This window comes from Paenibacillus sp. S-38, assembly GCF_049942825.1.
Lineage (GTDB): Bacteria > Bacillota > Bacilli > Paenibacillales > NBRC-103111 > Paenibacillus_G.
Genome location: NZ_CP187970.1, coordinates 638205 through 664472, shown reverse-complemented (window position 1 = coordinate 664472; position 26268 = coordinate 638205). Strand labels below are relative to the sequence as shown.

General features: G+C 60.3%; 18 protein-coding genes, 1 pseudogene, 1 riboswitch and 1 other annotated feature. Of the genes and pseudogenes, 4 read left to right on the top strand and 15 right to left on the bottom strand.

Annotated features, from left to right (window positions below; translation table 11 throughout):
* Positions 1-253 precede the first annotated feature (253 nt).
* Positions 254-2218, top strand: a complete 1965-nt coding sequence (locus tag ACP26L_RS03150; RefSeq protein WP_426451068.1) for an ABC-F family ATP-binding cassette domain-containing protein — start codon at positions 254-256, stop codon at positions 2216-2218.
* Positions 2219-2253: 35 nt separating this feature from the next.
* On the opposite strand, the gene ACP26L_RS03145 is transcribed toward ACP26L_RS03150, so the two are convergent.
* The 4 genes from ACP26L_RS03145 to guaA all read right to left on the bottom strand — a co-directional run bounded on the left by ACP26L_RS03145 (position 2254) and on the right by guaA (position 9551).
* Positions 2254-3081: a PPK2 family polyphosphate kinase gene (locus tag ACP26L_RS03145; protein ID WP_426451066.1), complete on the bottom strand. Its 828-nt coding sequence runs from the start codon at positions 3079-3081 to the stop codon at positions 2254-2256.
* A 448-nt stretch (positions 3082-3529) separates the two neighbouring features.
* Complete coding sequence (locus ACP26L_RS03140; protein WP_426451064.1) at positions 3530-5086, bottom strand: 2-isopropylmalate synthase; 1557 nt, start codon at positions 5084-5086, stop codon at positions 3530-3532.
* A 465-nt stretch (positions 5087-5551) separates the two neighbouring features.
* Positions 5552-5805: a binding site (T-box leader), on the bottom strand.
* A 255-nt stretch (positions 5806-6060) separates the two neighbouring features.
* Entirely contained in the window at positions 6061-7473 is a 1413-nt protein-coding gene (locus tag ACP26L_RS03135; RefSeq protein WP_426451063.1) for an NCS2 family permease, read from the bottom strand.
* A 257-nt stretch (positions 7474-7730) separates the two neighbouring features.
* Positions 7731-7831: riboswitch (purine riboswitch) on the bottom strand.
* Positions 7832-8012: 181 nt separating this feature from the next.
* On the bottom strand, positions 8013-9551 hold the full coding sequence (gene guaA, locus ACP26L_RS03130) for a glutamine-hydrolyzing GMP synthase (RefSeq protein ID WP_426451061.1): 1539 nt from the start codon (positions 9549-9551) through the stop codon (positions 8013-8015).
* Between the two features lie 402 nt (positions 9552-9953).
* Here guaA and ACP26L_RS03125 point away from each other — a divergent pair, with 402 nt between their 5' ends.
* A complete protein-coding gene (locus ACP26L_RS03125) occupies positions 9954-10205 on the top strand; it encodes a hypothetical protein (protein WP_426451060.1) in 252 nt (83 codons plus the stop codon).
* A gap of 256 nt (positions 10206-10461) precedes the next feature.
* On the opposite strand, the gene ACP26L_RS03120 is transcribed toward ACP26L_RS03125, so the two are convergent.
* From ACP26L_RS03120 to ACP26L_RS03070, 11 genes and pseudogenes are all read right to left on the bottom strand, one after another.
* The gene (locus ACP26L_RS03120; protein WP_426451059.1) at positions 10462-12825 is read right to left on the bottom strand and encodes a transglutaminase-like domain-containing protein; all 2364 of its coding nucleotides are present in this window, start codon (positions 12823-12825) and stop codon (positions 10462-10464) included.
* A gap of 4 nt (positions 12826-12829) precedes the next feature.
* Positions 12830-14260, bottom strand: coding sequence for a DUF58 domain-containing protein (locus ACP26L_RS03115; protein ID WP_426451057.1), 1431 nt, complete (start codon positions 14258-14260; stop codon positions 12830-12832).
* Between the two features lie 15 nt (positions 14261-14275).
* A pseudogene (locus ACP26L_RS03110) lies at positions 14276-15249 on the bottom strand (AAA family ATPase).
* A 101-nt stretch (positions 15250-15350) separates the two neighbouring features.
* Positions 15351-16766 (bottom strand): polysaccharide deacetylase family protein, encoded by a 1416-nt coding sequence (locus ACP26L_RS03105; RefSeq protein WP_426451056.1) that lies wholly within the window; start codon positions 16764-16766, stop codon positions 15351-15353.
* Positions 16767-17085: 319 nt separating this feature from the next.
* Entirely contained in the window at positions 17086-18165 is a 1080-nt protein-coding gene (locus ACP26L_RS03100) for a lactonase family protein (protein WP_426451055.1), read from the bottom strand.
* A gap of 78 nt (positions 18166-18243) precedes the next feature.
* Positions 18244-19209: a D-2-hydroxyacid dehydrogenase gene (locus ACP26L_RS03095; RefSeq protein ID WP_426451054.1), complete on the bottom strand. Its 966-nt coding sequence runs from the start codon at positions 19207-19209 to the stop codon at positions 18244-18246.
* A gap of 201 nt (positions 19210-19410) precedes the next feature.
* Positions 19411-19881, bottom strand: coding sequence for a thioredoxin-dependent thiol peroxidase (gene bcp, locus ACP26L_RS03090; protein WP_426451052.1), 471 nt, complete (start codon positions 19879-19881; stop codon positions 19411-19413).
* Between the two features lie 50 nt (positions 19882-19931).
* Entirely contained in the window at positions 19932-20567 is a 636-nt protein-coding gene (locus tag ACP26L_RS03085; protein ID WP_426451051.1) for a response regulator, read from the bottom strand.
* A gap of 363 nt (positions 20568-20930) precedes the next feature.
* Positions 20931-21719, bottom strand: a complete 789-nt coding sequence (locus ACP26L_RS03080; protein ID WP_426451049.1) for an ABC transporter permease — start codon at positions 21717-21719, stop codon at positions 20931-20933.
* Positions 21720-21724: 5 nt separating this feature from the next.
* Positions 21725-22519, bottom strand: a complete 795-nt coding sequence (locus ACP26L_RS03075) for an ABC transporter permease (RefSeq protein ID WP_426451048.1) — start codon at positions 22517-22519, stop codon at positions 21725-21727.
* Complete coding sequence (locus ACP26L_RS03070; RefSeq protein ID WP_426454800.1) at positions 22512-23516, bottom strand: ABC transporter ATP-binding protein; 1005 nt, start codon at positions 23514-23516, stop codon at positions 22512-22514. The genes ACP26L_RS03075 and ACP26L_RS03070 overlap by 8 nt, the downstream gene beginning before the upstream one ends.
* A 377-nt stretch (positions 23517-23893) precedes the next feature.
* Here ACP26L_RS03070 and ACP26L_RS03065 point away from each other — a divergent pair, with 377 nt between their 5' ends.
* Both ACP26L_RS03065 and ACP26L_RS03060 read left to right on the top strand, forming a co-directional pair.
* A complete protein-coding gene (locus ACP26L_RS03065; protein ID WP_426451047.1) occupies positions 23894-24937 on the top strand; it encodes an LCP family protein in 1044 nt (347 codons plus the stop codon).
* A 358-nt stretch (positions 24938-25295) separates the two neighbouring features.
* Complete coding sequence (locus ACP26L_RS03060; RefSeq protein ID WP_426451046.1) at positions 25296-26159, top strand: PhzF family phenazine biosynthesis protein; 864 nt, start codon at positions 25296-25298, stop codon at positions 26157-26159.
* Positions 26160-26268 lie beyond the last annotated feature (109 nt).

The following is a 26268-nucleotide window of genomic DNA, read 5'->3' as shown; positions in this document are numbered from 1 at the left end:
GGGCGGCCTCTCTTTAGCGGTTCAATTCTGGAATACCAACATTCTATCACAACATGAAAATAAAAACAGCCTTTCCCCCGCCTGCGGCTCCGGGCAGCCGGACCCCCTGCTTGGAAACGGGAGTGCCTCGGACGAAGCCTCGGGAGGGAATGCACAGCGGCGCGGGAATATGCTACACTACACAAGAAAAGAAACCGTCATTCATTTATCCAACTACCCAAGATTATTTCGAGGTTCGGGAGGCTTGTCAACCATGCTGCTGCAGGTGTCGGGAATCACCAAAAGCTACGGGGTCAATACCGTGCTTTCCAATATATCACTACAAATCGAGGCCAGGGAACGGATCGGGCTCGTCGGCGTGAACGGGGCGGGCAAGTCAACGCTCCTGCAGATCATTGCCGGCGAGCTGTCGTATGACGGCGGCCAGATCTTCAAGAACAAGGAAACGCGGATCGGCTACCTCAAACAGAACAGCGGCCTGCATTCGGACCGTTCGATGTGGAACGAGCTGCTCAGCGTCTTCTCGGAGCTGCTCGAGACCGAAGGGGAGCTTCGCCGGCTTGAGGCGCTCATGGCCGATGAGGCCGTGCTGGCCGACGAGAAAAAGACGGAAGATACAATGAAGCGCTATGCCGAGCTCTCCGAACGATTCCGCGAGCGGGGCGGCTATGAGATCGAAGCCAAGATCCGCGGCATCCTGAACGGCATGGGCTTCGGGAGCATGGACCCCGCCACGCCGGTGCAGGCACTGAGCGGCGGACAGAAAACCCGCCTCGCGCTCGCCAAGATGCTGCTCGAAGCGCCGGACCTGCTCCTGCTCGACGAGCCGACGAACCATCTGGATATCGCGACGCTGACCTGGCTCGAGCAGTACCTGCGCTCCTACTCCGGCGCCATCCTGGTCGTATCCCATGACCGCTATTTCCTGGACGCGCTCGTCGATGCCATCTACGAGATCGAGCGGACCACTTCGCGCCGCTATACCGGCAACTACACCAGGTATGTCGAGCTCAAGGAAGCCGATTACGAGATCCAGCTGAAGCAGTACGAGAAGCAGCAGGACGAGATTGCGAAGATGGAGGAGTTCGTCCAGCGCAACATCGTGCGGGCTTCGACCACGAAGCGCGCCCAGAGCCGGCGCAAGGCGCTTGAGAAGATGGAGCGGATCGACAAGCCGCTCGGTGACCTGAAGCGGGCGAGCTTCTCCTTCGAGGTCGACAGCATCTCCGGGCGCGAGGTGCTGGACGTGCGGGGCGTCGCCGTGTCGTATGACGGGGTCAACCCGCTCATCCGGAACGTGACCTTCCAGCTGCGCCGCGGCGATACGGCCGCCCTCATCGGCCCGAACGGGGTCGGCAAGTCGACGCTGCTCAAGACGCTGATCGGCCAGCACGCGCCGGACCGCGGCTCGTTCACCTGGGGCGCCAACGTGAAGATCGGGTACTATGATCAGGAGCAGACCGGTCTCAACCCGCACAACACGGTGCTCGAAGAACTCTGGAGCGAGTATCCTCACCTCGAGGAAGCCCGGGTGCGTACGGTCCTCGGCTCGTTCCTGTTCAGCGGCGAAGATGTCTTCAAGAAGGTCGGATCACTCAGCGGCGGCGAGAAAGCCAGAGTCGCGCTCGCCAAGCTTATGCTGCTGAAGGCCAACGTTCTGATTCTCGACGAGCCGACGAACCACCTGGACTTATACAGCAAGGAAGTGCTGGAGTCGGCCCTCATCGATTACGAAGGCACCCTCCTCTTCATCTCCCATGACCGGTACTTCCTGAACAAGATGGCCGAGAGCATGCTGGAGCTGGCAGCGGACGGGGTGACCGGCTATCTCGGCAACTACGACGATTATATGGAGAAAAAGCAGGAGCTCGCGGAGATGGAGCAGGAGCGTCTCGCGAAGGAGGCTGCAGCCCGAAGCGCGAAGAGCGGCGGCGGGACAGCCGCTTCCTCCGCTCAGGAAGCGGACAGCGCCAAAGGCGGCGGGTATGAGGCCGGCAAGCAGGCGAAGCGCGAAGAAAGGTCCCGGCAGCGCCGGCTGGAGCAGCTCGAAGCCCAGATCGCCCAGCTGGAGACGGAGATCGGCGAGACCGAGGCCGAGCTGGCGCTCCCTGAGGTCTATAACGACTATGTCCTCGTACAGCAGAAGAACGCGCTCCTCGAAGAGAAGCGCGCCCAGCTTACGGCCTGCTATGACGAGTGGGAGGGACTGGCGGAATAGCTCCAAGTGCATAAGCCGGTGCTCCCGTTCTTACGTTAAGCCTCCGGACGGCGGTCGTTTCGGTCGTCGAACAATCCGGCGAGGTCGATCTCCGGGGTCGGATACTGCAGAGGCAGCGCCTCCAGCTCCTCCACGATAATGCGCAGCACCAGGTAGTCGCGAAACCAACGCTTGTTGGCGGGAACGACGTACCAGGGACTGCGCTTTTTTGCGGAGCGGGCCAGCGCCACCTCATACGCTTTGCGGTACTCTTCCCAATATCTTCGTTCCTGAAGATCGCTCATATCGAATTTCCAGAGCTTCTCCGGGTTCTCCAGCCGTTCCCGGATTTTGCCGAGTTGAAATTCGGGTGAGATATGTAGAAAAATTTTGATGATCACCACATTGTTATCGAGCAGCAGCGCTTCAAAATGCCGGATATGATCCAGCCTGCGGTCCGCTTCTTCGTCCGAGATCAGGCCGTGCACCCGGGTAATCAGCACATCCTCGTAGTAAGAACGGTTGAAAGCGGCCATATACCCTTTGGCCGGCATGACCTTATGCGTGCGCCACAGAAAATCGTGCGCCGCCTCATCGGCCGTCGGCTTCTTGAAGCTCTCCGCCCGGAACCCCTGCGGGTTCAGGTTAGACAGCACCTTTTTGATCACGCCGTCCTTCCCGCTGCAGTCCATGCCCTGGAAAATAATCAGCACGGCATGCGTTTTGCCGGCATACAGCTTATCCTGAAGCTCCTTCAGCCGCTCCTGAAGGTCCTTAAACTCTTCGTGAATTTGTTCCTTGCTCTCAATGCCGCCGGTCTCTTCGGGGTCAAAGGAAGACAGATTCACCTCATCGCTTTGAATCAGCCGGAATCGGTTCAGCATGGGACACCATCCTTTCTAGCGGTTTCAGGCTTTGTATTTATATCACCCCTGTGGATAGAGTCGAATCATCCGTTTGCTTTGGGCCGGTTGTCCACAATGTGGACTTGTTCCAAGAAATGTTGTCCACGGATTCATGTATTCGCTTACAACGGGCTGAGGATATCCAGAAAAATGAAGTCCCTATCCACAGCCTTATCCACATAAAAATTTGTCGTTTTCCTTGATATTATCGGCTTTTTTAATTCAATCCACAGATTTATCCACATTATACACAGCTTTTTCATGAAAACTTATCCACGCGTGCCGCGAAATGAGAAACCTCCCAAACCCGCGAATCGCAAGCCTTTTTTGAAGTTACCCACATTATACACAAGGGCTGTGGATAACTAGTATCCACAGCCCTTTTTCCAGTCATTTTACCTCATTAAGTATCCTGCCGGCAGCCGCCTTAGGAGATCCGGGCCTCCGCTATCTCTGCCTGCTCCTGCACCTCGGCCCCCTCTCTCGCCGCCTGGTTGCACGCCGCCATGAAGGCGTGAGCGGCGGCGATCAGGATATCACGGTGAGCGGCAATCCCCCGGTAAGAGGCTCCATCCCTGCGTACGGTGACGATCGCCTCCCCGCTGGCTTCTTCGCCGGAGGACAAGGAGTACAGCTCGAGATCGGCGAACTCGACGGCGAAGGGCAGCGCCTGCTTGATGCCCGCCACGACCGCCTCGACAGGGCCCTCACCCGTTCCCGTATAAGTCTTCTCTTCCCCGGTCGCTTCGCTGCGGATCGTGCATGATGCGACGCGGTGTCCGGCCGTTCCGGTCACGAGCTGGGTGGAGACCAGCGTGTACGGTTCCATTACCCGGTTCACGGCATCCCCAATCAGCTGCATGAGCTGATGATCGTGAACCACTTTCTGGCTGTCCGCCAGGCTCTTGAAGGAAGCGTAGAAGCCTTCCATCTGCTCGTCGGTCAGCTCCACACCCAGCTCGCTTACCCGGTGGCGAATCGCATGGCGGCCGGAATGCTTGCCGAGAATGATCATGCTGCGCGGTACCCCCAGCCGCTCCGGATCCATAATCTCGTAGGTATTCCGGTTCTTGAGCAGGCCGTCCTGGTGGATGCCGGCCTCATGCTGGAAGGCGTTGCGGCCGACCACCGGCTTGTTGAAGGCGATCGGGAAGCTCATCGCCCGGGAGACCATCTGCGAGGTGGCGAAGATCTCTTCGGTACGGATGCCTGTGACCGCCCCCATGGCATTCCCCCGGGTTTCGAGCGCCATGACCAGCTCCTCCATCGAGCAGTTGCCTGCACGCTCTCCAACGCCGTTCACCGTAACCTCCACCTGGGAGACCCCCGCTTTGATCGCCGCCAGGGAGTTCGCCACCGCCAGCCCCAGGTCGTTGTGGCAGTGGGCGCTGAACTCCACCCGGTCGCTGCCCCGCACATTCTGCATCACCCGCGTGAACATGGCCCCGTACTCGTCGGGGAGCGCATAGCCTACCGTGTCCGGGATGTTGATAATCGTCGCTCCCTCGGCAATGACGGCCTCGATCATCTCGAAGAGGAACTCGTCTCCGGTCCGTGTGGCATCCATCGGCGAGAATTCGATGCGCTCCACGAACTGTTTGCCGTAGGCGACCATCTCCCGGGCCATCGCAATGGCCTGCTCCCGCGATTTGCGCAGCTGGAAGTCCAGGTGAATGCTCGATGAGGAGAGGAACATGTGCAGACGACGGCGTTCCGCGTCCCGTGTCGCTTTCACGGCCGCATCGATATCCCCCTTGACGGCGCGGGCGAAGCCGCAGATCTCCACGCCCGTTACTTCTCTTGAGATTTGTTCCACCGCGGCAAAATCCCCTGGGCTCGAAATCGGGAATCCGGGTTCAATGACGTCCACGCCCTGCTTCGCAAGCTGCCGCGCAATCACGATCTTCTGCTGCGGTGTCAGCGTCGCTCCCGGGGCCTGCTCTCCGTCTCTCAAGGTCGTATCGAAAATCATAATTTTTCTCATGTCGTTATCCTCCCAAAATGTAGTGTATTGGCTTATCCCTTGTCCTGATGCCATTCTTAAAGACCGTGTTCCCAACTACCCTGATGAAATATCAAAAAAGCCCGCCGTCTCTGCATAAGAGACGACGGGCTCGATGCCCTGCCGCGGTACCACTCTTCTTGAATTCCGTATCCCCGCAGCCTGCAGGCCGCCGGTTCATCAGGAATTCCACCTCGAAGCCCTTCTCACGGTGGGCCTCCGTCGGAATCTACTCCAGCCGAAGAGCACCTGCCGCTCTTCCGCTGTTATCAATCCCGCCGCTTCCGGGCGAGCTTCAGACCTGCCGCTGACTGCGTCGCACCACCCCGCAGCTCTCTGTTCACCGGCCTGCCTTACTGTTCCCGTTCATCGCGTTTACTGCTATGAAATTGATTGATGCCCGGCATTGCCTCCGGACTGAAAATCAAAAAGCCCGCCGTCTCTAAAATAAGAGACGACAGGCTGACCTATCGCGGTACCACTCTTGTTGACAGCTCCCTCATCATGAGTTCAAAGCTGCCCGCTTGAAGCCTGTTCACGGAGGCACCCGTCAGAGCTTACTGGCGTGGATGCAATCTGCATCAGCGCTTCGGCTCTGCCGCTCCCGGGTGAGTGTTCACCGGCGTCCCTGACTGCGTTGCACCTTTCCGCAGCTCTCTGTACAGGTTCTTCCCGCTACTGTTCCCGTTCGTCGCGTTTTTATTATGGGGTTTGTTTTGGATTTGTTTGTCATTATAGTATGCGTTCCGGGGGAAGTCAATATACTTTTCTGAAAATTTAAAATACGAAAGTGGTACCGAGTGATTCTGAACATACGATAGCCCCGGCCGCCAGACAGTGATTGTCCGGCTTCCGGGGCCTGGTCCCCTGTAATATATATTTATCTGTTTGTCTGTTTAAGAATTCCCCTTAATCCTGATCCTGCCAAGGCCTCACACGTTTATGACCTTAGCCGTTTATTCCCCGCCGAGGAAGACATAGCGGGCTACAACCAATACGGCTAGCAGCCACATCATCCAGTGGACTTTGTACTGCCCCTTCGCTCCTACATTCGCCACGGTCGCCAGCAGCACGTAAGAGACGATCCCGAACGAAATCCCGTTGGCGATGTTGTACGTGAACGGCATCAGCGCCACGATGAAGAAGGCCGGGATGCCATATACGAGGTCCTGGAAATCAATCTCGCGGACGGCCTGCATCATGAGGACGCCGACAACAATGAGCGCCGCCGCCGTCGCAGACCCCGGAATCAGGGCAGCCACAGGGGCGAGGAACAAGGCAAGCAGGAAGCACACGCCTGTCGTCACGGCGGTAAGACCCGTACGTCCGCCCTCGGCTACCCCAGCCGCACTCTCTACGAACGCGGTTACGGTGCTCGTACCGACGAGCGCACCGGCGCTGACACCTACAGCATCGACCATCATGGCTTTGCCGACGCGTTTGTTGCCTTCTGCCTTATCTTTCATCATACCCGCACGGTTGGCAGTACCCACCAGCGTACCGAACGTATCGAACAGCTCCACGAACGTGAATGTGGCGATGACGGTGATAATCCCCGCGTTAAGAACGCCTGCGAAGTCAAAGTGACCGAACGTCAGCTTGCTCATATCAGGAACCCACGTGGTCTCAGGGCGGCCCAGGTTCGCAAAGTTCACTACGGCGGAGCCGTCCGGATTATGCATGAAGGCTCCGACAACGGTAGTGAGCAGAATTCCGAAGAGGATGGCCCCCCGCACCTTGAGTACCATGAGCGCCGAGATCAGCACCAGGCCTACGATACAGAGAATGACATTCACATTATGCATGCTGCCGATATGAATGACCGACTCGAAGGAGAGCAGATCGGTATACTTGCCTTTGGCAATATCGTTTGTCGATTCAACGGCAATCGTCATCAGACCGCTGTTCTTCAATCCGACGATAGCGATGAACAAACCAATCCCCACCGTAATCGCGTGCTTGAGCGAGTCCGGTACGGCTACCAGCAGAATCTGGCGCACCTTGGTCACCGTAAGCACAATGAAAATCAGACCGGAGATAAAGACGGCCGTAAGTCCCATCTGGTACGTGAACGTACCCTGCGAAGCCAAGATCACCGTAGCGAAGTAAGCATTAAGACCCATGCCCGGAGCCAGTGCTACCGGGAAGTTCACGAAGAGGCCCATCGCAATCGTCATGACGCCGGCGGCAATCGCCGTCGCCAGGAAGACCGAGGTCCAGTCCATGCCTGTAGCTCCGGAACCGAACGCACTGAGAATATTCGGGTTGACGGCCAGGATGTACGCCATCGTCATGAACGTCGTCAATCCGGCCATCACTTCGGTGCGTACCGTGGTTCCGTTCTCCTTCAGCTTAAAGAAACGATCCATCCTAAAATCCCTCCAAGTGGTTTTGGGGAACAACGAGCTCGGATCAGCGTCCGCCGGAGGCGGGATACGCTTGGGGCGGCATGGGAAATCATCCACAGGCCGCGCCTTCTGTTGCAGACAGCTGCTTGCTTGGAGCACTGAATAGCTTCAGAAAATATAAGGTTGGCTCATATTCCCTAAAATTATACAAAAAAGCCCGGCACCATGAAGAGGGTCCGGGCTCGTCCAAGCATAAAGAAGGCTCCACGGGGATTCCGTGAACCGATATCCTTGTTCGTAGCCAGATCATTTACGGTGATCTCGTAGAAACTCCCGGGCCAATTCCCGGAATTATACGAAACGTTATTCCTGTATGCGGTTTTGTTGGCTGCTGCTTTACTCTTTCCATTCTAGAAGGCGTGTCGAAGCTTGTCAATGGATATTCCGAACATTGTCATATTTTTTTTGACCTTCGTTCGGTAATCCGTCTTTATTTCATCGGGCCCAATGGAAAAACCTGCATTTCCCCTCGGGAAAACGCAGGTCCTCTGCTTTATCTTCTATTCCCACTCGATCGTAGCCGGCGGCTTCGACGTGATATCATAGACAATCCGGTTGACGTTGTCGACTTCGTTGACGATCCGAACGGAGATCTTCTCGAGCACGTCCCAAGGAATGCGCGCCCAGTCCGCGGTCATGCCGTCGATGGACGTCACGGCGCGGATGCCGACCGTGTACGAATACGTACGGGCGTCACCCATAACGCCTACGCTCTTCATGTTAGGAAGCGCGGTGAAGTACTGCCAGATTTCGCGGTTCAGGCCCGCTTTGGCAATCTCGTCGCGAAGAATCGCATCGGACTCCCGCACGATGGTCAGCTTCTCCTCGGTCACTTCGCCCAGCACACGGATCGCAAGCCCCGGGCCCGGGAACGGCTGACGCCATACGATCGCCTCCGGCAGACCGCACTCCTCGCCCACCTTGCGAACTTCGTCCTTGAAGAGCGCCTTCAGCGGCTCCACGAGCTTGAACTTCATGTCTTCAGGCAGACCGCCCACGTTGTGGTGGGACTTGATCGTCTGTGCCGTTGCTGTGCCGCTCTCCACGATGTCCGTGTACAGCGTACCCTGTGCCAGGAAAGCAAAGTCGTCGAACTGTGCCGACTCTTCCTCGAAGACACGGATGAACTCCGTACCGATAATTTTGCGCTTCTGCTCCGGATCGTCCACACCGGCCAGCTTGCCGAGGAACCGCTCGCGCGCGTCGATCTTGACGACCTTCATGTCGAACTTGCCGACGAACGTGTCCATGACGCTCTCCGCCTCGTCCTTACGTAGCAGACCGTGGTCGATGAACATACATGTCAGCTGGTCGCCGATCGCCTTATGGATCAGCATCGCGACAACCGAAGAATCCACGCCGCCGCTCAGCGCGCAGAGCACCTTCTGGTCGCCCACCTGCTCGCGGATCTCACGTACCGTATCTTCAATGAAAGTCTCCATGCTCCACGTGCCTTCACACTCACAGATCTTGTAGAGGAAGTTGCGGATCATTTCATTCCCGTAGACGGAGTGCTGCACTTCCGGATGGAACTGGACGGCATAGAGCTTACGGTCCGGATGGCTCATCGCGGCAATCGGCGCATGCTCCGTACCGGCATCGACAACGAAGCCTTCCGGTGCCTGCACCACGAGATCACTGTGGCTCATCCATACCGTTTGACGGCTCTCCAGACCGTGAGTGAGCCCACAGCCCGCCGCGAAGTCAACCTCCGCCTTACCGTATTCCCGCTTCAGGGCGCCTTCCACTTTGCCGTTGAGCTGATGGGCCATCATCTGCATCCCGTAGCAGATCCCGAAGATCGGCACGCCAAGATCATACACCGCCGGGTCAACCAGCGGAGAAGCTTCCCCGTACACGCTGGCAGGTCCCCCCGAGAATACGATCCCTTTGGGCTGCAGTTCCCGAATTTTGTCCGCCGGCGTATTGAATGGCAGCAGCTCGCTGTAGACGCCAAGGTCACGGATGCGGCGCGCGATCAACTGGTTGTACTGCCCCCCAAAGTCGAGCACCACGATAATTTCATTCGGCTTGTCCATGTTCTGTTTGTTCCTCCGCCTCTTTTTTTAATAGCCCTTATTATAAGCGTCTCCCGGACAAAGGGCAATGCCTATCCCGATTTGGGGAACAGGGCGGAAAAGTGGACGGTCCGGTCGAAAAAACCTTCTAAAACGCCTTCTGCGCGCAGCTATGGGGTTGATAGCGGTTACGAAAAAATCGCCCTCGGTGGGACAAGAAGAGATGGGAATTTGAGGGGATTATCCTCTCGAATTCCCGTCGGTTCGCTTAGGATAAGCGATGCCGCAAGGGATCACCTGGGACTTGGGTCGGAGTGACGGGCTTCTTTGAAGTACAGCGCAGATGACATGAACACCGACTCCAATATATGGTAAAATTAAATCAAGAATGGGATTTATCATTATGAAAAGGAGGCGGCAGTTATGTTCATCAGCCCTTTGGGAATCCTGCTCTTCCTGGGATTTCCGTTGTACGTGATCTTTCGGCTCGAATCGATCTCCAGGCGGCTCCGTCGGCTCGAGGAAAGGCCCAGGGAAGGTCTCCGTTCCGATCTGCGGGCCCATAATGCGCGGGTTGTGGAAGAGTGGGAGCGCAGGGGGCGGGAGCAGCCCAACGAAGCACAGACGCCTGGCGAGGAGCGGCGCAACGACAGCAAGCGTGAAGGGGAGCAGTAGTGCCGCCGGCGGTACGGCTGTGGCATGTGAGCGGACCGCTCGGCTTACAGGCTGCAGTTATACAGGAAAAGCAGGGAATACAGGCGGCCCGGTACAGGGATGCGGGGGGATACTCCTGCCCTGGGAAAAGCTCAGGGTCGATAGCCTAGTCTCCACAAGACCGGTAAAAGAAGACCCGCAACCCAAAAGCCCGGATCCGCAGCATCGGCGGAATCCGGGCTTTTCTGCGCCATGTCGGCGGCTTATTTCGGGCCGGCTAGAGCCGCCGGCTGCGCTTCACGTGCCGCCACGCTTCCGTCAGCGAGCGGCGCGTTACGCGCGCTTCCGGCGCCCGCGGGTCAGCGTAGCGCAGCGCCTCGAGCAGCTGAGTGAGCTGCAGCAGTGCGGCCTGCTGGGCTTCACCGGCACAGCACCGGGACGCGGCGTACTCGCGCAGCGTCTGCGCCTGCGCCGCCCGGCCGTGGGCCCGCTGCAGGCGGCGCCAGAGCCGCTCCGCGAAGGCCAGGCGCACCGCGCGCCGCAGGCCCGGCAGCAGGCCGAAGCCCGGCAGCGCGGGCAGCCGGCGGTACTGCCGCCATAGCGCGTACGCGGCAAGGACCGCGACGGCAAGGGCAGCTGCGACGGCTGCCGGAACGGCATGGCCGGTCACAGCCGCCAGGAGCCGGCGGAGCAGCGGCCCGCCTTCCTCGCGGAGCGCCGACAGCCCGGCTGCGGCTCCCTGCTGCAGCGTTCCCCCTCCGGCGGCCAGCCAAGAACCGGCCCGCTGCCAGACCGAGTCCCCGGCAGCCTCAGGCTCCGCGGCCGGCGCAGCCGCCGCTTCCTTCCCGTCTGCCCGCTGCGCCGAAGGGAGTGCAGGCGTGGGGTCAAAGGAGACCCAGCCGAGCTGCGGGAAGTACACTTCCACCCACGAATGGGCATCCCGCTGCCGAACCTGAACCGTGTAGCTCGGCTTCCCTCCGTCCCCCGCCGTGACGGCCATTACCTCGCCGGGGGTGAACCCCTTCACCCAGCGGGCCGGTATGCCGCCGGCCCGGAGCAGCACCACCATGGAGGAGGAAAAGTGGTCGCAGTACCCTGTTTTCTGCTCGAACAGGAACCGGTCCACAAGGTCCTCCCCGGCCTCCACCGCCCGGGTGTCCTGCAGGCTGTAGACATACTGCGACTGGAGATAGTCCTCCACCGCCTTGACTTTCGCATACGGTGTTATGCCGGTTTGCGTCAGGCCGACAGCCAGCGCCCTGACACGGGCCGGCAGGGAGTCCGGCAGCTGCAGATTGCGCCGCAGAATCTCAGGCGGGTACGCCAGGGAATCGGCACGACTCACCTCGTCCTCTTCGGCGGCCGGCCTGGACTCCACCGTATAAGAGACCATCGGATCACTGAGCACCGGCAGAGAGATCCGGTCCGTCCCCTTATCCTTCCAGACCCAAGAGGCAGGAATGGCCAGCCCGCTCTCCGACGTCATCTTCGTCACGGCGGTCACCGTGCCGCCGGCAAACAGCTGGCGGTTCAGGCTCCACGCCTGAACGGTTACCTGCTGACGCAGGGTGCCTGCGGCGGACGGCGATCCCTCGATGACCGCACCGGAAGCAAGGTCCTGTGTCAGTTCCCCGCCGGACTCCGTCCACCCCTGCCCTGTATAATAGCTCTTGGCCTCCCCCCGCCAATACGTCAGCCGGGGGGTCACCGCCGTGAACGCCGGGCTGCTGTCCGGGGTCAGCGGCTGTCCAAGCTTCGTGTCATCGGTTCCATATCCGGTTTGTGCCGCCGCTCCCCGGTCCTGGGGGACCCACGGCGCTCCGTGAATCCCCTGCTCCAGCGCACGGAGCGCCGCCGACCAATCCGGCGGGCGCACCGCGCCCGGATGCAGGAGGGTACCGAGCCAGCCGAAGAGCAGACAGCAGGCGGCCAGTACCACACCGGCGGGCAGGGTCCCCCCATAGGGCCGCTCCCGGACAGCGCCGGTCTCCGAAGGCGAAGAATCCTCCGCAGCCGCTCCGCTCCACCAGTGCCAGCGTGCCCCCTGCAGGCAGCCCTGCAGCAGCAGCGTCCAGCCCACGCTCCGCAGCGCGGCGTATCCCATATCGACGCCGAAGATCCATTCGATCGCTCCCAGATAGAAGAGCGTCAGCCCGCCGAACCAGAGCATGCTCCGGCGCTCAAGCACGAAGGACTGGACTACGGAGAGAAAGAACGCCCATCCTGAGAGAAACAGCAGGGTCCGCGTGGCCGGCTCCCAGCCGGCCAGCTCGCCCCGCAGCCCTTCCTCGGCATCGGCGAGCAGCTCGTGCCCCCACTGCTCCCACCACACCAGGGAAGGCAGGGTTCCTCCGGCATGCAACCAGGCCGTCACCGTGACGATCCAGGCTGCCTTGACCGGCCATACGGCCCACGCAGGCAGGCGGAAGGTATCGGCAAGGAGCAGCAGCGCGAAGGTAAGCACGAACGGGCCGATCGCATACACTTCCGTTACATAGACGAGCAGGCGGAGCGGATACAGCCACTCCACGAGCAGCAGGAAGAGCAGCAGGGTGAGTCCCGCATCCGCTCCCCAGCCGAGCAGCGGGGATTCGGCCGCCCGGCGGGCTGCCCAGGTCCCCGCCGCGTGCCGTGCCGGCACAGGTTTAGGTGCCCCATACCGCATGGCGGGCACCCCCTTCCTCAGCCGGCGCGGGGAACGCAGGCGTCCCGGCCGGCAGCAGCGTTACCGGGCAGCCGAGCGCCTCGAGCTGCCGCTTCCACGCGTGCACCGGGTCCGGGAGCTCCCCCGGGCCGTGCACGAACACCACGCCGGCGCTGCCCTTCGGCAGCCGGCGCAGCACCTGCGGCAGCTGCGCATCGGCGCGCGCCGTCACAAGCGTGAGCGCGCCGCCGCCGGCCGAGCGGGCCTCGCGCAGCACGAGCGCGGCGAAGCCTCCGCCGCCCGTATCCGCGGCCGCCCCGCCGCGCGGCACCGCCGCCAGCAGGCGCAGCAGCCCGGCCAGGCGGGCGCTGCCCTGCGCCTCCGCGGCGCTGCCGTGCGCGTCGCTCACCGCGAGGCGCACACGCCGCCCCTCGGCGAGGCTGCGCCGCAAGAGCCCGGCCGCGGCCTCCGCCGCCGCCGTAAGCAAAGGATCCGCCCACAGGGCGGCTCCTTCGCTCCCCCCGGCTCCGGCCGCGTCCAAGAGCACGAGCTGCCGGCCCGGGCCGGGCGGCTCCAGCTCCTTCGCGCGCAGGTCGCCCGTGCGCGCACTGCTGCGCCAGTGGATCCGGCGGAGCGGATCGCCCGGCGCGTAAGGCCGGGTGCCGCTCAGCTGCGGCACCTCAGCGGCAGACCAGGCCAGGCGCCGGACCGGCCGGCCATCGCCGAGCGAACCGGCAGGCCATGCCGCAGCGCCCAGGCACCGGGGCAGCACCCAGATCTCTCCGCCGCCGGGCTCATTCCCTTCCGAAGCGGCTGCCCGGCCACCCGGCTTCACTGCGGTTTGATCCTCAGCGCTAAACCAGCCGGGCACTCCGCTCTTCTTCTGCACCTCCGCCTTACCCGCCTGAACGGGAGACGGCCTTTCGCTTCCCTCCTCCAGGCTCCCCGCCTTCATCTGCAGCAGCCCGAACGCGTCGCTCAGCCGCACTTCCTGCGCCTCGCGCCGGTAGCAGCCCCGCCTGAGCGGCGGCAGTCCCCCGTGAAGCTCCGCGCCGCTGCGCTGCAGAGGGGCCGCCATCCGCACCAAGAGCCGCTCCCCGGTGCCCTGATGCACCCAGGCTTCTTCCAGTAGCACCCAGATCCCCGGTACCCAGCCTCCGGATAGCCGCACCTGATATCTTAGGTGTACCGGGTCTCCATGGTCCACAGCCCGGTCCGGCCGATCTACGGACCGCTGCGCCTCCTCACTTCCCCGATCCGTTTTCACCCGGACCCCCTGGCGTGCCGACCACAGCAGCCCTCCGGCGTACAGAAGCAGGAAGGTCATCGCATAGACCGTAAACCAAGCCGTACGGCCTCCCCAGAGAAAGGCCCAGACCGCAGACCAGCCTGTAACCGCCAGCCAGCCCAAGAACAACAGCACGCTCCGCATGGCCGTCGTCCCTCGCTAGCCTGCCGCAGGCCGGCGTACCGGCACCGCAGCCGTTCCGGCTATAGCGTCAACCACTCCTTCGGCGGTGCGGCCCACTGCCGCCGCCCCGGGTGCCAGCATCAGCCGGTGGGCCAGCACAGGCACCGCCAGCTCCTTGACGTCGTCGGGGATGACGTAGCCCCGCCCGCGCTGGAAAGCCAGGGCCTGGGAAGCCTGCATCAGCGCGATGGAAGCCCGCGGGCTCGCCCCGAGCACCACATCGGCATGCGTGCGCGTAGCCGTCGTCAGCCCGACGATGTACTGCTTGATCGTCTCATCTACGTGGACGGTACGAACCTCTTTTTGCAAAGCGGTGAACTCTTCATGCAGCACGACCGTCCGTACGGCGGCGAGCGGATGGATCTCCTCCATCCTCCCCAGCATCTCGACCTCCTCGCGGGGGCCCGGATAGCCGAGACTCAGCTTGAGCAGGAAGCGGTCGAGCTGCGCCTCCGGCAGAGGATACGTGCCTTCGAAGTCCAGCGGGTTCTGCGTCGCCAGAATGAAGAACGGCTGGGGCAGCGGGTAAGTCGTGCCGTCCACCGTGATCCGCTTCTCTTCCATGGCTTCCAGCAGTGCCGCCTGCGTCCGGGGCGAGGTCCGGTTCAGCTCGTCGGCCAGGACGATCTGTGCGAGCAGCGGGCCCGGCCGGAACTCAAAGTCCGCCGTACGCTGGTTATACACGGACACGCCCGTAAGGTCCGAGGGCAGCAGATCCGGTGTGCACTGGATCCGTTTGAAGCTGCCGTCTACGGCCCGGGCCAGCGCCCGCACCAGCATCGTTTTGCCGACGCCGGCACATCCTCAAGGAGCACATGCCCCCCGCAGAGCAGGGCGGTCATCAGCTTTTCCACAACATCTCGTTTGCCTACGATCACTTTCTCAACCTGATAAATAATCTTCTCGATAAGAGCCTGCGGTGAATCCGGAGCAAAGGGGGAATGGGTCATGGCACTGGAACCTCCTAGCGTTTGTGCGAGAATCCAAGCGGGGGCACAGCCTCCCGAATCTCGCAGTCTATGTTCTCCAGTATGACCCGATATGAGAGAGTTTAGACTTGCCCCGACGCCTTCAGGACAGGGACCCCATAGGGCTGCAGCCGCCACCAGTTGCCGTAGAGTATGGCGCTCACCTCCGCGGCTTCCCCCATGGTCTGCGCATCTACGGTAGAGAGAATCCGGCTGCCGAAGAGCTTCAACGTCCCTTCGAGCGGTACCGTGACTGTTCCGTCCTTCAGCCTCATCTCCGGCAGCGGCACTACCTTCGTTTCCTCGCCGGGACGGTACAAGCGAAGCTCCAGACGGTCAAAATCATACTGGGCCGCATGCCCGGCATAGCGGGCCGTCGCGGTGCGGAGCTTCCCGTTCCACTGGACCTCGCCCCCCATCGCCTCCACCAGTTCCCGCAGAGGCACCGTGTAGCCGCCCTCCCCGGCCTCGAACGCCCCCTTGGCCAGCGTCAGACGCTTCGAGCCCAGCACGACGTCGAGCCGGTCCGGTCCCGGCGCCTCCGGCTCCGTGGTACCGGAGGCGAGCACGCTCGGCGGCGCGGGCAGCACCGCCGGCACTTCCCCGGCCGGTTCGCTGTGCCAGACGTAGCTGATCTGCCGCATCTCGGCCAGCCGGGCCGCATGGCCTTGCGGCGTGATGCTCCGGGCCCATTTGACCTTCCCCGTAGAGAACTGCGGCGGCTTCACCTCCGGTGTCAGCGAAGCGAAGGCATATCCCTTCTCCTTGAACAGCCGGATGATCTTCGGCAGCGCTTTCAAGGTTTCTTCGTGGCCCGCGCTGTCATGCATGAGCACGACCGCCTCGTTCGGGAATGGTCCCCGGGCTACGGTTCCGTATATTTCATCAGCTGTCACACCCTTCTTTCGGGCATCCGAGCTGTCGATCGTCCAATCATAAATCTGATAACCGGCCTGTTCCAGATAATAGAAGTAGAAGGCATCGAAGTTTCCGAACGTGCCGCCCGGAGCGCGGACCAGCCGCGGCCGGACACCTGCCGCTTCCTGTACCGCCCGCTCCGTATGCTGCAGCTGCTCCCAGAAGACGGAGAAGTCGCTGTAAATTTCGCGGTACACATGGTTGTACGTGTGGTTGCCCAGCACATGGCCTTCCTCGGCAATCCGCTTGGCCACTTCGGGTCTGGCTTCCACCTGCTCTCCCAGCACAAAGAAGGTGGCCGGCACTCCTTCCTCTTTCAGCACGTCGAGGACCTTCGGCGTCAAATGGCTCGGGCCGTCATCGAACGTGAGGTAGACGGTAGGCTTGCCGGCAGCGGTATAATGCCCGTCGGCCGCGACTCGCTTGCCGGATTGTAAGGTGGAGTACACTTCGTTCCCGTTCTCTTCGGGCATGGCCCGGAGCGTTCCTGGAAAGAGCAGCAGAAGCAGGATGATGCCTAACGCCACGATTGCAGCTTGCCGGGTTACTGCGGATAATGCCGCCTGCGTTCTGCCCGCCATAAAAAAATCCCTCCGTATAATCTAGTATTCTGGAAATACTAGATTATATGGGGGACCGGAAGCTTTTATGCCTTGGAAGGCGCCTGTCTATCTGCGTTTTTGCACCACAGGGCGCCTAGGTTCTTCCATGCTAACGATGCACTGAGGATGCGGATTTCTAAGTACCTTAATGCCATGGAATACGCCCCTTTTCAGCGCTTTAGGATATGCCCATGCGATGCAGTGGAGGCGCCTTCCAATACCTATAAGTATCGGACCTGCGGCCCTTCGTCCTCTTGTGCCCCTGCCGATGTTTACCGGCTCTAGGCAGTACCCGCCGCTATGGCAGGAACCGGATGCTCACCGGCTTCGGCAGGGCAAGCTCCCGGCCCGCCGGACTCAGGCTTCCGTCTTCCTCGCTGATCCGCAGCACGACGACGGAGCCCGAGTTCTGGTTGGCCGCCAGCAGGAATCTTCCGTCCGGCGTCACGGCAAAGCTGCGCGGGAAGCTGCCGAGCGTGGATTGATGCTGTACCGCACGGAGAGCCCCCGTCCCCTGGTCGATTTCGAACACGGCGATGCTGTCATGCCCCCGGTTCGACACATAGAGGTACCGCCCGTTCGGATGGATATGGATATCCGCCACATGGCTCTCTCCCGAATAGCCCTCCGGCAGGGTGGATACCGCTTCCCGCTCCACCAGCTCTCCTTCAGCCGGAGCAGCGGCGAATACCGCTACCGTCGAGTCAAGTTCATTGGCCGCATAGGCATACGGCAGCGTCTCATGGAAGACGAGATGCCGGGGACCGGCCCCCGCATGAACGGCCGCTTCACCGTGCGGTATCAGAAGCCCTTCCTTCGCATCTGCCGCAAGGCGGTACGTGACGATCCGGTCCTTGCCGAGATCCGGTACGTAGACGAAGCCTTCCCGGATCACCACGCAGTGGGGATGGGGCTCTCCCTGCCGGTCCGCCCGGACGCTGCTCCCGGTGTGCCGGTGCGTTTCCGCCAGCTCCAGCAGCTCTCCGCCTGGGCCGATGCCGAAGACGGATACATTGCCGCTGGAATAATTGGCGGTTACCAGCGTCTGCTCTCCTGGAGCCAGAGCCAAGTGGCAGGGGGCCGCCCCATGGACGTCCTGTCTGCCGAGAAAGCTCGCCTCCCCCGTCAGCGGATCGATCCGGTAAGCGGCGGCCCCGCCGCCGGTGCGTCCTTCGATATCGATTTCGCTTACGCAGTACAGCCGGTCTCCCGCCGCGCTGCGGATGACAAACGAGGGGCTCTGTACCTCGGCATACGCCGCCTGGCGCCGAAGCTCTCCGGTCTCTCTGTCCATCGTAATCAGGAACAGCGAATCCTCGCCTTCCTCACTGTATGTACCGATATACATCCGAATGCTTTTTTCCCGATCGAGACTCATGAACAAAATCACTCCCCAGCTTTGGAATGGACTATCCCGTTCTCTTCTGAGCTTGCCCCGGCTTGCCTGGCCTGTACCTTACCTCGCGGCGTTCACCACATTGCGAGGCGTCCCTGCAAGGAAAGCCGCCACATTGTCCGCCGCCAGGCCGAGCAGCCGCGTCCGTGCCTCCACGGTCGCCCATGCGATATGCGGGGTGATCAGGCAGTTTCGTGCGGTCAGCAGCGGCTGGTTCTCCCCGGGCGGCTCCACCGACAGTACATCGAGCCCTGCGCCGGCAAGCCGGCCATCGTTCAGTGCATCCGCCAGATCCTGCTCCACGAGGAGTCCGCCGCGGGACGTATTGATGAGCAGGGCGGCGGGCTTCATCCGGCGGAGCCGCTCCCGGTTCACGATCCCTTCCGTCTGTGGCGTCAGCGGGCAGTGCAGAGAGAGCACATCGGAGACGGCGAACAGCTCGTCCACCGGCACCCATGGCACCTCCTCGAAGCCCGGAACAGCCTTCGGCTGCCTGCCGCTGACGACGACGTTCATGCCGAAGGCCTTGGCGATGGCTGCCGTCTTCTGCCCGATACGGCCGAAGCCCAGAACACCGAAGGTCCGACCGGTGAGCTCCAGCAGCGGCGACTTCGTGAAGCTGAAGTCCGCGCTCCGGGTCCACTCGCCCGCATGAACCGCATCGCTGTGCAGCTTTACATGCAGGGTGAGCTCCAGCAGCAGCGCGAACACCAGCTGCGCTACCGAATCCGTGCTGTAGTCCGGCACATTCGCCACCGGAATGCCCCGTTCGGCTGCAGCAGCCGTATCCACGATATTGTATCCTGTCGCCAGCACACCGATATACTTCAGCTTCGGCAGCCGGGCGATCATCCCGGCGGTCAGCGGCGTCTTGTTCGTGAGCACGATCTCCGCCGCCCCCGCACGCTCCACTACCTGCTCCGCGGGGGTGCGTTCATACACGGTTACCTCGCCCAAGGCTTCCAGAGGCCCCCAATCGAGATCTCCCGGATTCAAGGTATACCCATCCAGCACCACGATACGCATCTTCCCTATCTCCTCCTATGCTATTTCACCGGCAGCCGCTCAAGCGAACCGCCGGACTTCCAATCCCTTCCTCCAGTGTACCTCTTGCCCCGCCATCCTCCTACCCTTTTTTTAAAATCCAACCATTTATATCGGCGAAGCCGTTTATCGTGCCAAAAAACAAAAAAGACCACTCCGTAAGAGCGGCCTTCCGGCATCCGTTCAGGACAGATGCTCCTTGATGTACTGCAGGGCCTGATCCACATGCCCCTTCACCTTCACCTTGCGCCATTCCTTCACGAGCAGCCCGTCCTTGTCGATAATGAACGTCGAGCGTTCGATGCCCATGTATTCTCTGCCGTACAGCTTCTTGAGCTGCCACACCCCGTAGGCTTCGGCCGCGGCATGGTCTTCGTCCGAGAGCAGGACGAACGGCAGCCCGTACTTGGCCAGGAACTTCTCATGCTGCTTGACGGGATCGGGCGAGACGCCGAGAATGACGGCATTCGCTCCGCTGAATTCGGCCGCGCGGTCCCGCAGATCGCAGGCCTGGCTCGTGCAGGTCGGGGTCATGTCCTTGGGGTAAAAGTACAGAAGAACGGGGCGTCCTCTGAAATCCGAAAGAGAAACGTCCGTACCCCCCGTCGCGGGAAGCCGGAATTCGGGTGCAGGCTGTCCAATCACTGCTGTCATAAAGCGGTCTCCTTCTCCTGCGCCGCCTGCTCCATGGCAGACGGTGACTTTCACTTTACAGCATACCCGAGGCCCGCTTCCCTCTTCAAGTCCAGCCAACCCTTCTCTCTGCTTCGGAGAATGGCTTCAATCCGGTTCTTCACCCGAAGCTTGTCAAGAATTCCCGATATGTAGTTGCGCACCGTGCCTTTGGAGAGATGAAGCTCACCTGCGATTTCCTGCGTGGTTTTCCCTCCCGCCACCAAGAGAAGCACTTCCTTCTCCCGCTCGGTCAGCGGATTCACCTCTGCAGTGCTCTCTTCCAGCAGTTCATGGGTATAGACGCGCCGTCCGCTCATGACGCTGTAAAGCGCCTTAATCAATTCCTCGCTCCCGCTGGCCTTGGACAGATAAGCGCTCACCCCCGCCTGAATGGCCCGTTCAAAATAGCCCACCTGCACGAGGGCCGTCAGAATAACAACTTTACAGCCGCCGCCCTTGATCCTCTCCGCCAACTCCAATTCCCTCATCCCGGGCAGGTGAATGTCCGTTATGCATAGATCGGGACGGGTTAATCCGATGAGCTTCAATGCCTCTTCTCCAGTAGATGCCTTGCCGACGACCTCAAAATCGGAATGGAGAGAAATCATGGCAGCCAAAGCGTCGAGCAGCATCCTCTGGCCCTCTGCAATAACGATACGTATCATTATGCATTCCCCTTTTCAGTCAGATCCGGACTTCGCCATTCCCATGCGGTTTATTCTTATCGGTCTGGGGCAGGTCAAGCCGCCCTTCCTCCCCCTCAGCACAAATACCGCCCATGCGGGATTCACGGTCCCGAATAGACGGAGGGGATGACCGAAGCCGGTTGATTTTACCTCTCCAGCATACCTGCCATCTATGAACCCGGCATGACGGGAACCTTAAAAGAACCTTAATAATGGATTAAATTTCCTCCCTTGCTCTTCCGAATCCGGTGCTTCAAAAAGAAAGAGCCTCCCGAAGGAAGCTCTCTGAGTCCTAGCCTCATAAACCCAAAACTCTATCTCTCACGCATGGCTGCAGCCGGATTAAGAGCCTGCGCCGCGGTACCGTTTGACCCCGTAATTCCATACGGCGAGGCCGAAGGTCAGGAACACGGCGCCGACGACCGGAGTCAGCAGCGCGAAGGCCCCCCAATTCTCCCGGTCAAGGAAGTAAGCCGCCGGATAGAAGCCCACGAAGCCGAACGGCAGCACCCAAGTCAGCAGCAGCGAGAGGCCGCGGTTGTAGATCGTCATCGGATAGCGGCCGTAATTCTGCAGATTCCACAGCAGAGCGGTGATGCCGGTCGGCGAATCCGAGAAGAACGAGAGCGCGGTGAAGAAAATGTAAATGCCCCCGTAGATCATCATAGAGCCGAGTACGAGCAGTACGAATACCAGCGGATCGTACCACATCATGCCCAGGTCCAGCTGGGTCCACGAGTAGCCCATGATGAGGAAGCCGACCAGCGCTGAGAACAGCGAGGAGGGATCCATGTTCTCGAGCATAAGCTGCACGAGATTGTGGGCCGGCCGCGTCAGGATGCGGTCCATTTCGCCTTTGACGATGTATTTTTCGCTGAAGCCCCACAGGTTGAAGAACGTGATGAACAAGCCGTACGGCACCATGAAGTAGCCGTAGATGAACAGAATCTGCTGCTCGTTCCACCCTCCGATCGCGGCCGTATGGCCGAAGACCACCAGAATGAAGAACAGGTTGAGCCCGTTGAACAGCAGGTCGGACAGCACCTCGATCCAGAAGTCGGAGCGGTAGGTGAGCCGGGTCTTCATGTAGTTTTTGAGATAATCGAATACGAGTCCCCCATAGAATCTCATGCGCGTCAGCCCCCTTGCACGAACAGGCGCGTACGCGCGCCCCGCCAGAGTATGAACAGCGGAATAATGAGGAGGGCGAACCAGACGAGCTGAACCGCGAACACATTCCATGCCCCGATGCCCGCCACTTTCCCCGTGAAGACAGAGCCCGGCAGGTAGGTGATCGCCGGGAACGGCAGCAGGTTGATAAGACCCTGAGACCACTCGGGGAAGAACGACATGGGCACGACGAGCCCCGAGAACAGATCCACCGCCACCCGCTTCATCCGCATCAGCCCTTCATTGTTCTCGAGGAAGAACGCGGACAGACCCGTGATGATGTTGATCTGCGTGTTGATCAGGAAGCTGAGGAACAGCATCGCGAGGAACACGAGCCATACACCGGGATCGGTCGGTAGCTTCACCGGGAAGAGCAGCGAGACGATGACCATGCCCGGCGTGGAGAACAGCAGCAGCCGGAACAAGCCTTCTCCGAGCCCCTGCATCATTTTTACGATAATATAGTTATAGGGACGGATGAACTGGATCGCCACGCTGCCGTCCTTAATCTCATTGGCGATCTCCCTGTCCAGATTGTTGAAGTAGAATGCCCGCGCCATCCAGGATACGGCCACATAGGTCGTCATCTGGGTCAAGGTCAGTCCCCCCAGCACTTCCTTGCTGCCGTAGATGGCTTTCCATAAGAAATAATAAGCGCCGATATTCAGCGAATAGATGATGATGCCGCTGTAGTAATTCACCCGGTAGGCCAGCATCATGAGGAACCGCATTCGGATGATCTCAAAATAGGCGCTACCCATGAAGCGTCACTTCCATTTCCCTAACCTGCTTCGTCTCCGCTGACCCCGACTTGTAGATCTCCCGGACGATATCGTCAGTCGTTGTCTCAATAATCTTGATGTCCTCGATCGCCACAGCATTCACCACGCGGCCGAGCACTTCCGACACGCCGGCCTGCTCCTGCGGAATCCAGACCTTTGCCGTCATCTCGTTTTCGAGGGACCAATGCACCTCGAGCCCTGCCGTCAGCTCCTTCAGCCGCTGGAGGGAAGCCGGCTGCGCGAAGCGGAGGATGACCTCTTTGCCTTTGCCCCAGCGGGCTTTGAGCTCCTCCAGGCCTCCGTCATAGATGATGCGGCCGTCATCGAGCATAATGACCCGGGAGCACAGGGCCTCGATATCCTGCAGATCGTGCGTCGTGAGAAGGATTGTCGTACCGAACCGCTGGTTGATCGACTTCAGGAATTCGCGAATCTCCGTCTTCACCACAATATCGAGACCGATCGTCGGCTCGTCTAGGAATAGAATCTTCGGATTGTGAATGAGCGAAGCCGCGAGCTCACAGCGCATTCGCTGGCCGAGGCTCAGCTTGCGCACCGGACGGTTCAGCAGCTCTCCCAGCTGCAGGCGGTCCGTCAGCTCGGCCAGTCGTTCGCGGTAATCCGGGTCTTCCACACGGTATACCTTCTTCAGCAGCTGGAACGATTCCACCACCCCGAGGTCCCACCACAGCTGGCTTCGCTGTCCGAACACAACGCCGATGCCGCGGACGAACTTCTCCCTTTCCTTATACGGGATGTACCCGTTCACGCGGATCTCTCCGGCGGTCGGAACGAGTATGCCAGTGAGCATCTTAATCGTGGTCGACTTGCCCGCTCCATTCTCTCCTATATATCCGCAGATCTCCCCCTCGGGAATCTGGAAGGAGATGTCTTTTACGGCGCGAACTTGGTTATACTCTCTTCTAAACAGATCCTGAACGGCCCCTTTCAGCCCCTCGCGGTTTTTTTGCACCATGAACTCCTTGCGGAGTCCTTGGACATCAATAGCCAGCGTCAATGCCAACACGCCTTTCTGTCATATTTTGCCGAAGCTTGCAGGGATGCGTCCCCAGCTTTTATAATGGGTCATATTGGATTTACCCGAACCTGCGCATGACACGGACGATCGCTCCAAATGTTATAGGTAGGGTTAGCATGCCCTTCTCCCGGTATCCGCTCCCGGTACCTTGCTTCGGACGATGCGGTCAGAGCAGCACAGTCCCTTTCCCACGCCTGCAGGATTCTGCTGAGGCTTGACGGACAGCCGGTGTGCACCGGCCCACTAAATATCAGAAACCCGAAGTCTCCACAGCACGAAGCATTCTGATATTTCAAGAAAGGAACCGATCGAATATGGCCCGTACGCTCAAATGGACTTTTGGTTTATTGATTACGATCTTGCTTGTCGGTATTGGTTATTTTACATATTCTTTTCTCCGCTTCGCAAACCATATCCAGGATGATCCCGCTTCACCCAAATGGGGAGGACTCACCCCCAAGCAGGTGGCTACTAACGAATCTTACACCCCGCCGAAGTGGGAAGGCAAGCAGCGGGTGAATGTGCTGATCCTCGGCGGCGACTCCCGGGGCCTGAAGAAGAACGAGATTCCGCGCTCCGACTCGATTATGGTCGCCTCGATCGACCCTGTCACGAAGAAAGCCTACCTCTTCTCGATCCTGAGGGATACGTACGTCAAAATTCCCGGTCACGGCGACGACCGCATTAACACGGCTATCGCCACGGGCGGGCCCAATCTGGCCATGAAGACGGTCAGCGATCTGCTCGGCATTCCGGTTCAGTATTATGTGTATACGGATTTCAAAGGCTTCATCGCCTTGATTGATGCCATTGGCGGCATCGAGATCGACGTGGAGAAGGACATGAAGTACAAGGATTCCGCCGACGGACACGAGTACGACATCAACCTGAAGAAGGGCCTTCAGCAGCTCGACGGCAAAAAGGCGCTGCAGTACGTCCGCTTCCGCCACGATGCGCTTAGCGACTTCTCGCGGACGGAGCGCCAGCGCAAGTTCATCCAGGCGGTAGCGGTCAAGATGCAGTCGACCGGATCGCTTATCCGGCTGCCCAAGGTGCTGAACAGCATTGATCCTTATATCTCGACCAATCTGACGACCACCGATATGCTGAAACTCGGCACACTCGCTTATGAAGCGAAGACCGAAGGCATGGTCTCGTCCCAGATTCCTCCGACGGAGCTGGTGGTGGAGAAGCGGGTGGGCGGCGCCGAAGTCATCAGCGTCAACAAGGAGAAACTCCAGAACTATATCAAAGCCCTGTTCGAAGGACGCGATCCGTTTGCTCCGGCCGAGAAAACCGGAACAAAGAGCGGCAGCGGCACATCCGCGGCCGGGACAAGCTCGACCAAGAAGCAGTGACCGGCCATCGGTTTATGTCCCAAATGATACATGCGGTGAAAGTTCCATGGTGTTAAGAAATCGTAAACGGGATTGAACCAGCGAAGAAGCTGCTTGATAAGGAGGCCGGTCCGGCCTCTTTTTCTTTTTATGCCGGATCGGCCTCTTGTCCCCAAAGCGCTTGGCGGCTTTCTTCCGGAAGGTTGGTAGGCAGCGATTGCTGGCCTGCCCCTGCCCTTCCGCCAGCTGCAGGGTCCGAGTCTTCCCGCCCCCGCTATGAGCTCAACTGTTTCACTGTACTGTTTCTCCCCGCTTTCGCCTCTGTTACACTTCTCCATAACGCAGTCAATTTTACTTAATCCCAAGGAGGAGTTCCCCTATGTCAGAATCCCTATCCGAATCCCACCCATCCCTTTCCCTGCCTGAAATTCACATCATCGACGCCTTCGCGGAGGGCCCGTTCCGCGGCAACCCGGCAGCCGTCACCCTGCTGGAGGTGCAGCCGGCGGAATCCTGGCTGCAGCAGGTCGCCATGGAGATGAACCTGTCCGAAACCGCCTTCCTCTGGAAGCAGGAGGACGGCAGCTTCCGGCTGCGCTGGTTCACTCCGGCGGTCGAAGTGGATCTGTGCGGCCATGCCACCCTGGCCAGTGCCCATTATTTGTGGGACCGAGGGCTGGCCGATCCGCAGACCGTCCTGCAGTTTCATACCCGTAGCGGCCTGCTGAAGGCGGAGAGGAACGAGGACGGACGGATTACGCTCGACTTCCCCTTGAAGCCGGTCCGTCAGCTTTCCCTGGAAGAGAATGACCTGGCGGAACAGCTCCGGAAAACACTCGGCGGGATTCTTCCCTCCGCAGCGGCTACGGATGGCGACGATCTCATTCTGGAGTTCTCCTCGCAGGAGGCGGTCCTCAGCCTGAGCCCGGATTATGCCCTGCTTGGGGCACTGCCGTACCGCGGACTGCTCGCCACCTCCCACTCGTCCGAGGAGCGCTATGACTTCGCTTCCCGCTGCTTCTTCCCGTCCCTGGGAATCCCTGAAGATCCGGTCACCGGCTCGGCGCACTGCTCCCTCTTCCCTTATTGGCACGGCAAGCTGGGCCGGGAACGGATGACGGCACTCCAGTGCTCCTCGAGAACAGGGGTGCTCCACCTCGAGAAGACCGGTGAACGCATCCGGATCGCCGGAGAGGCCGTCACCATGCTCCGGGGACGCTTGACCCACGCCCCGCAGGTGTAAGGAAGGCGCGTTTCCCCTTCTCGCGGCGATCGCTTATAATGAAGAATATGGACTGGGAGGCGCCCCGCTTCGGGGCGTCTTTCCGTTCCATTCACTATAGAAGAGAATC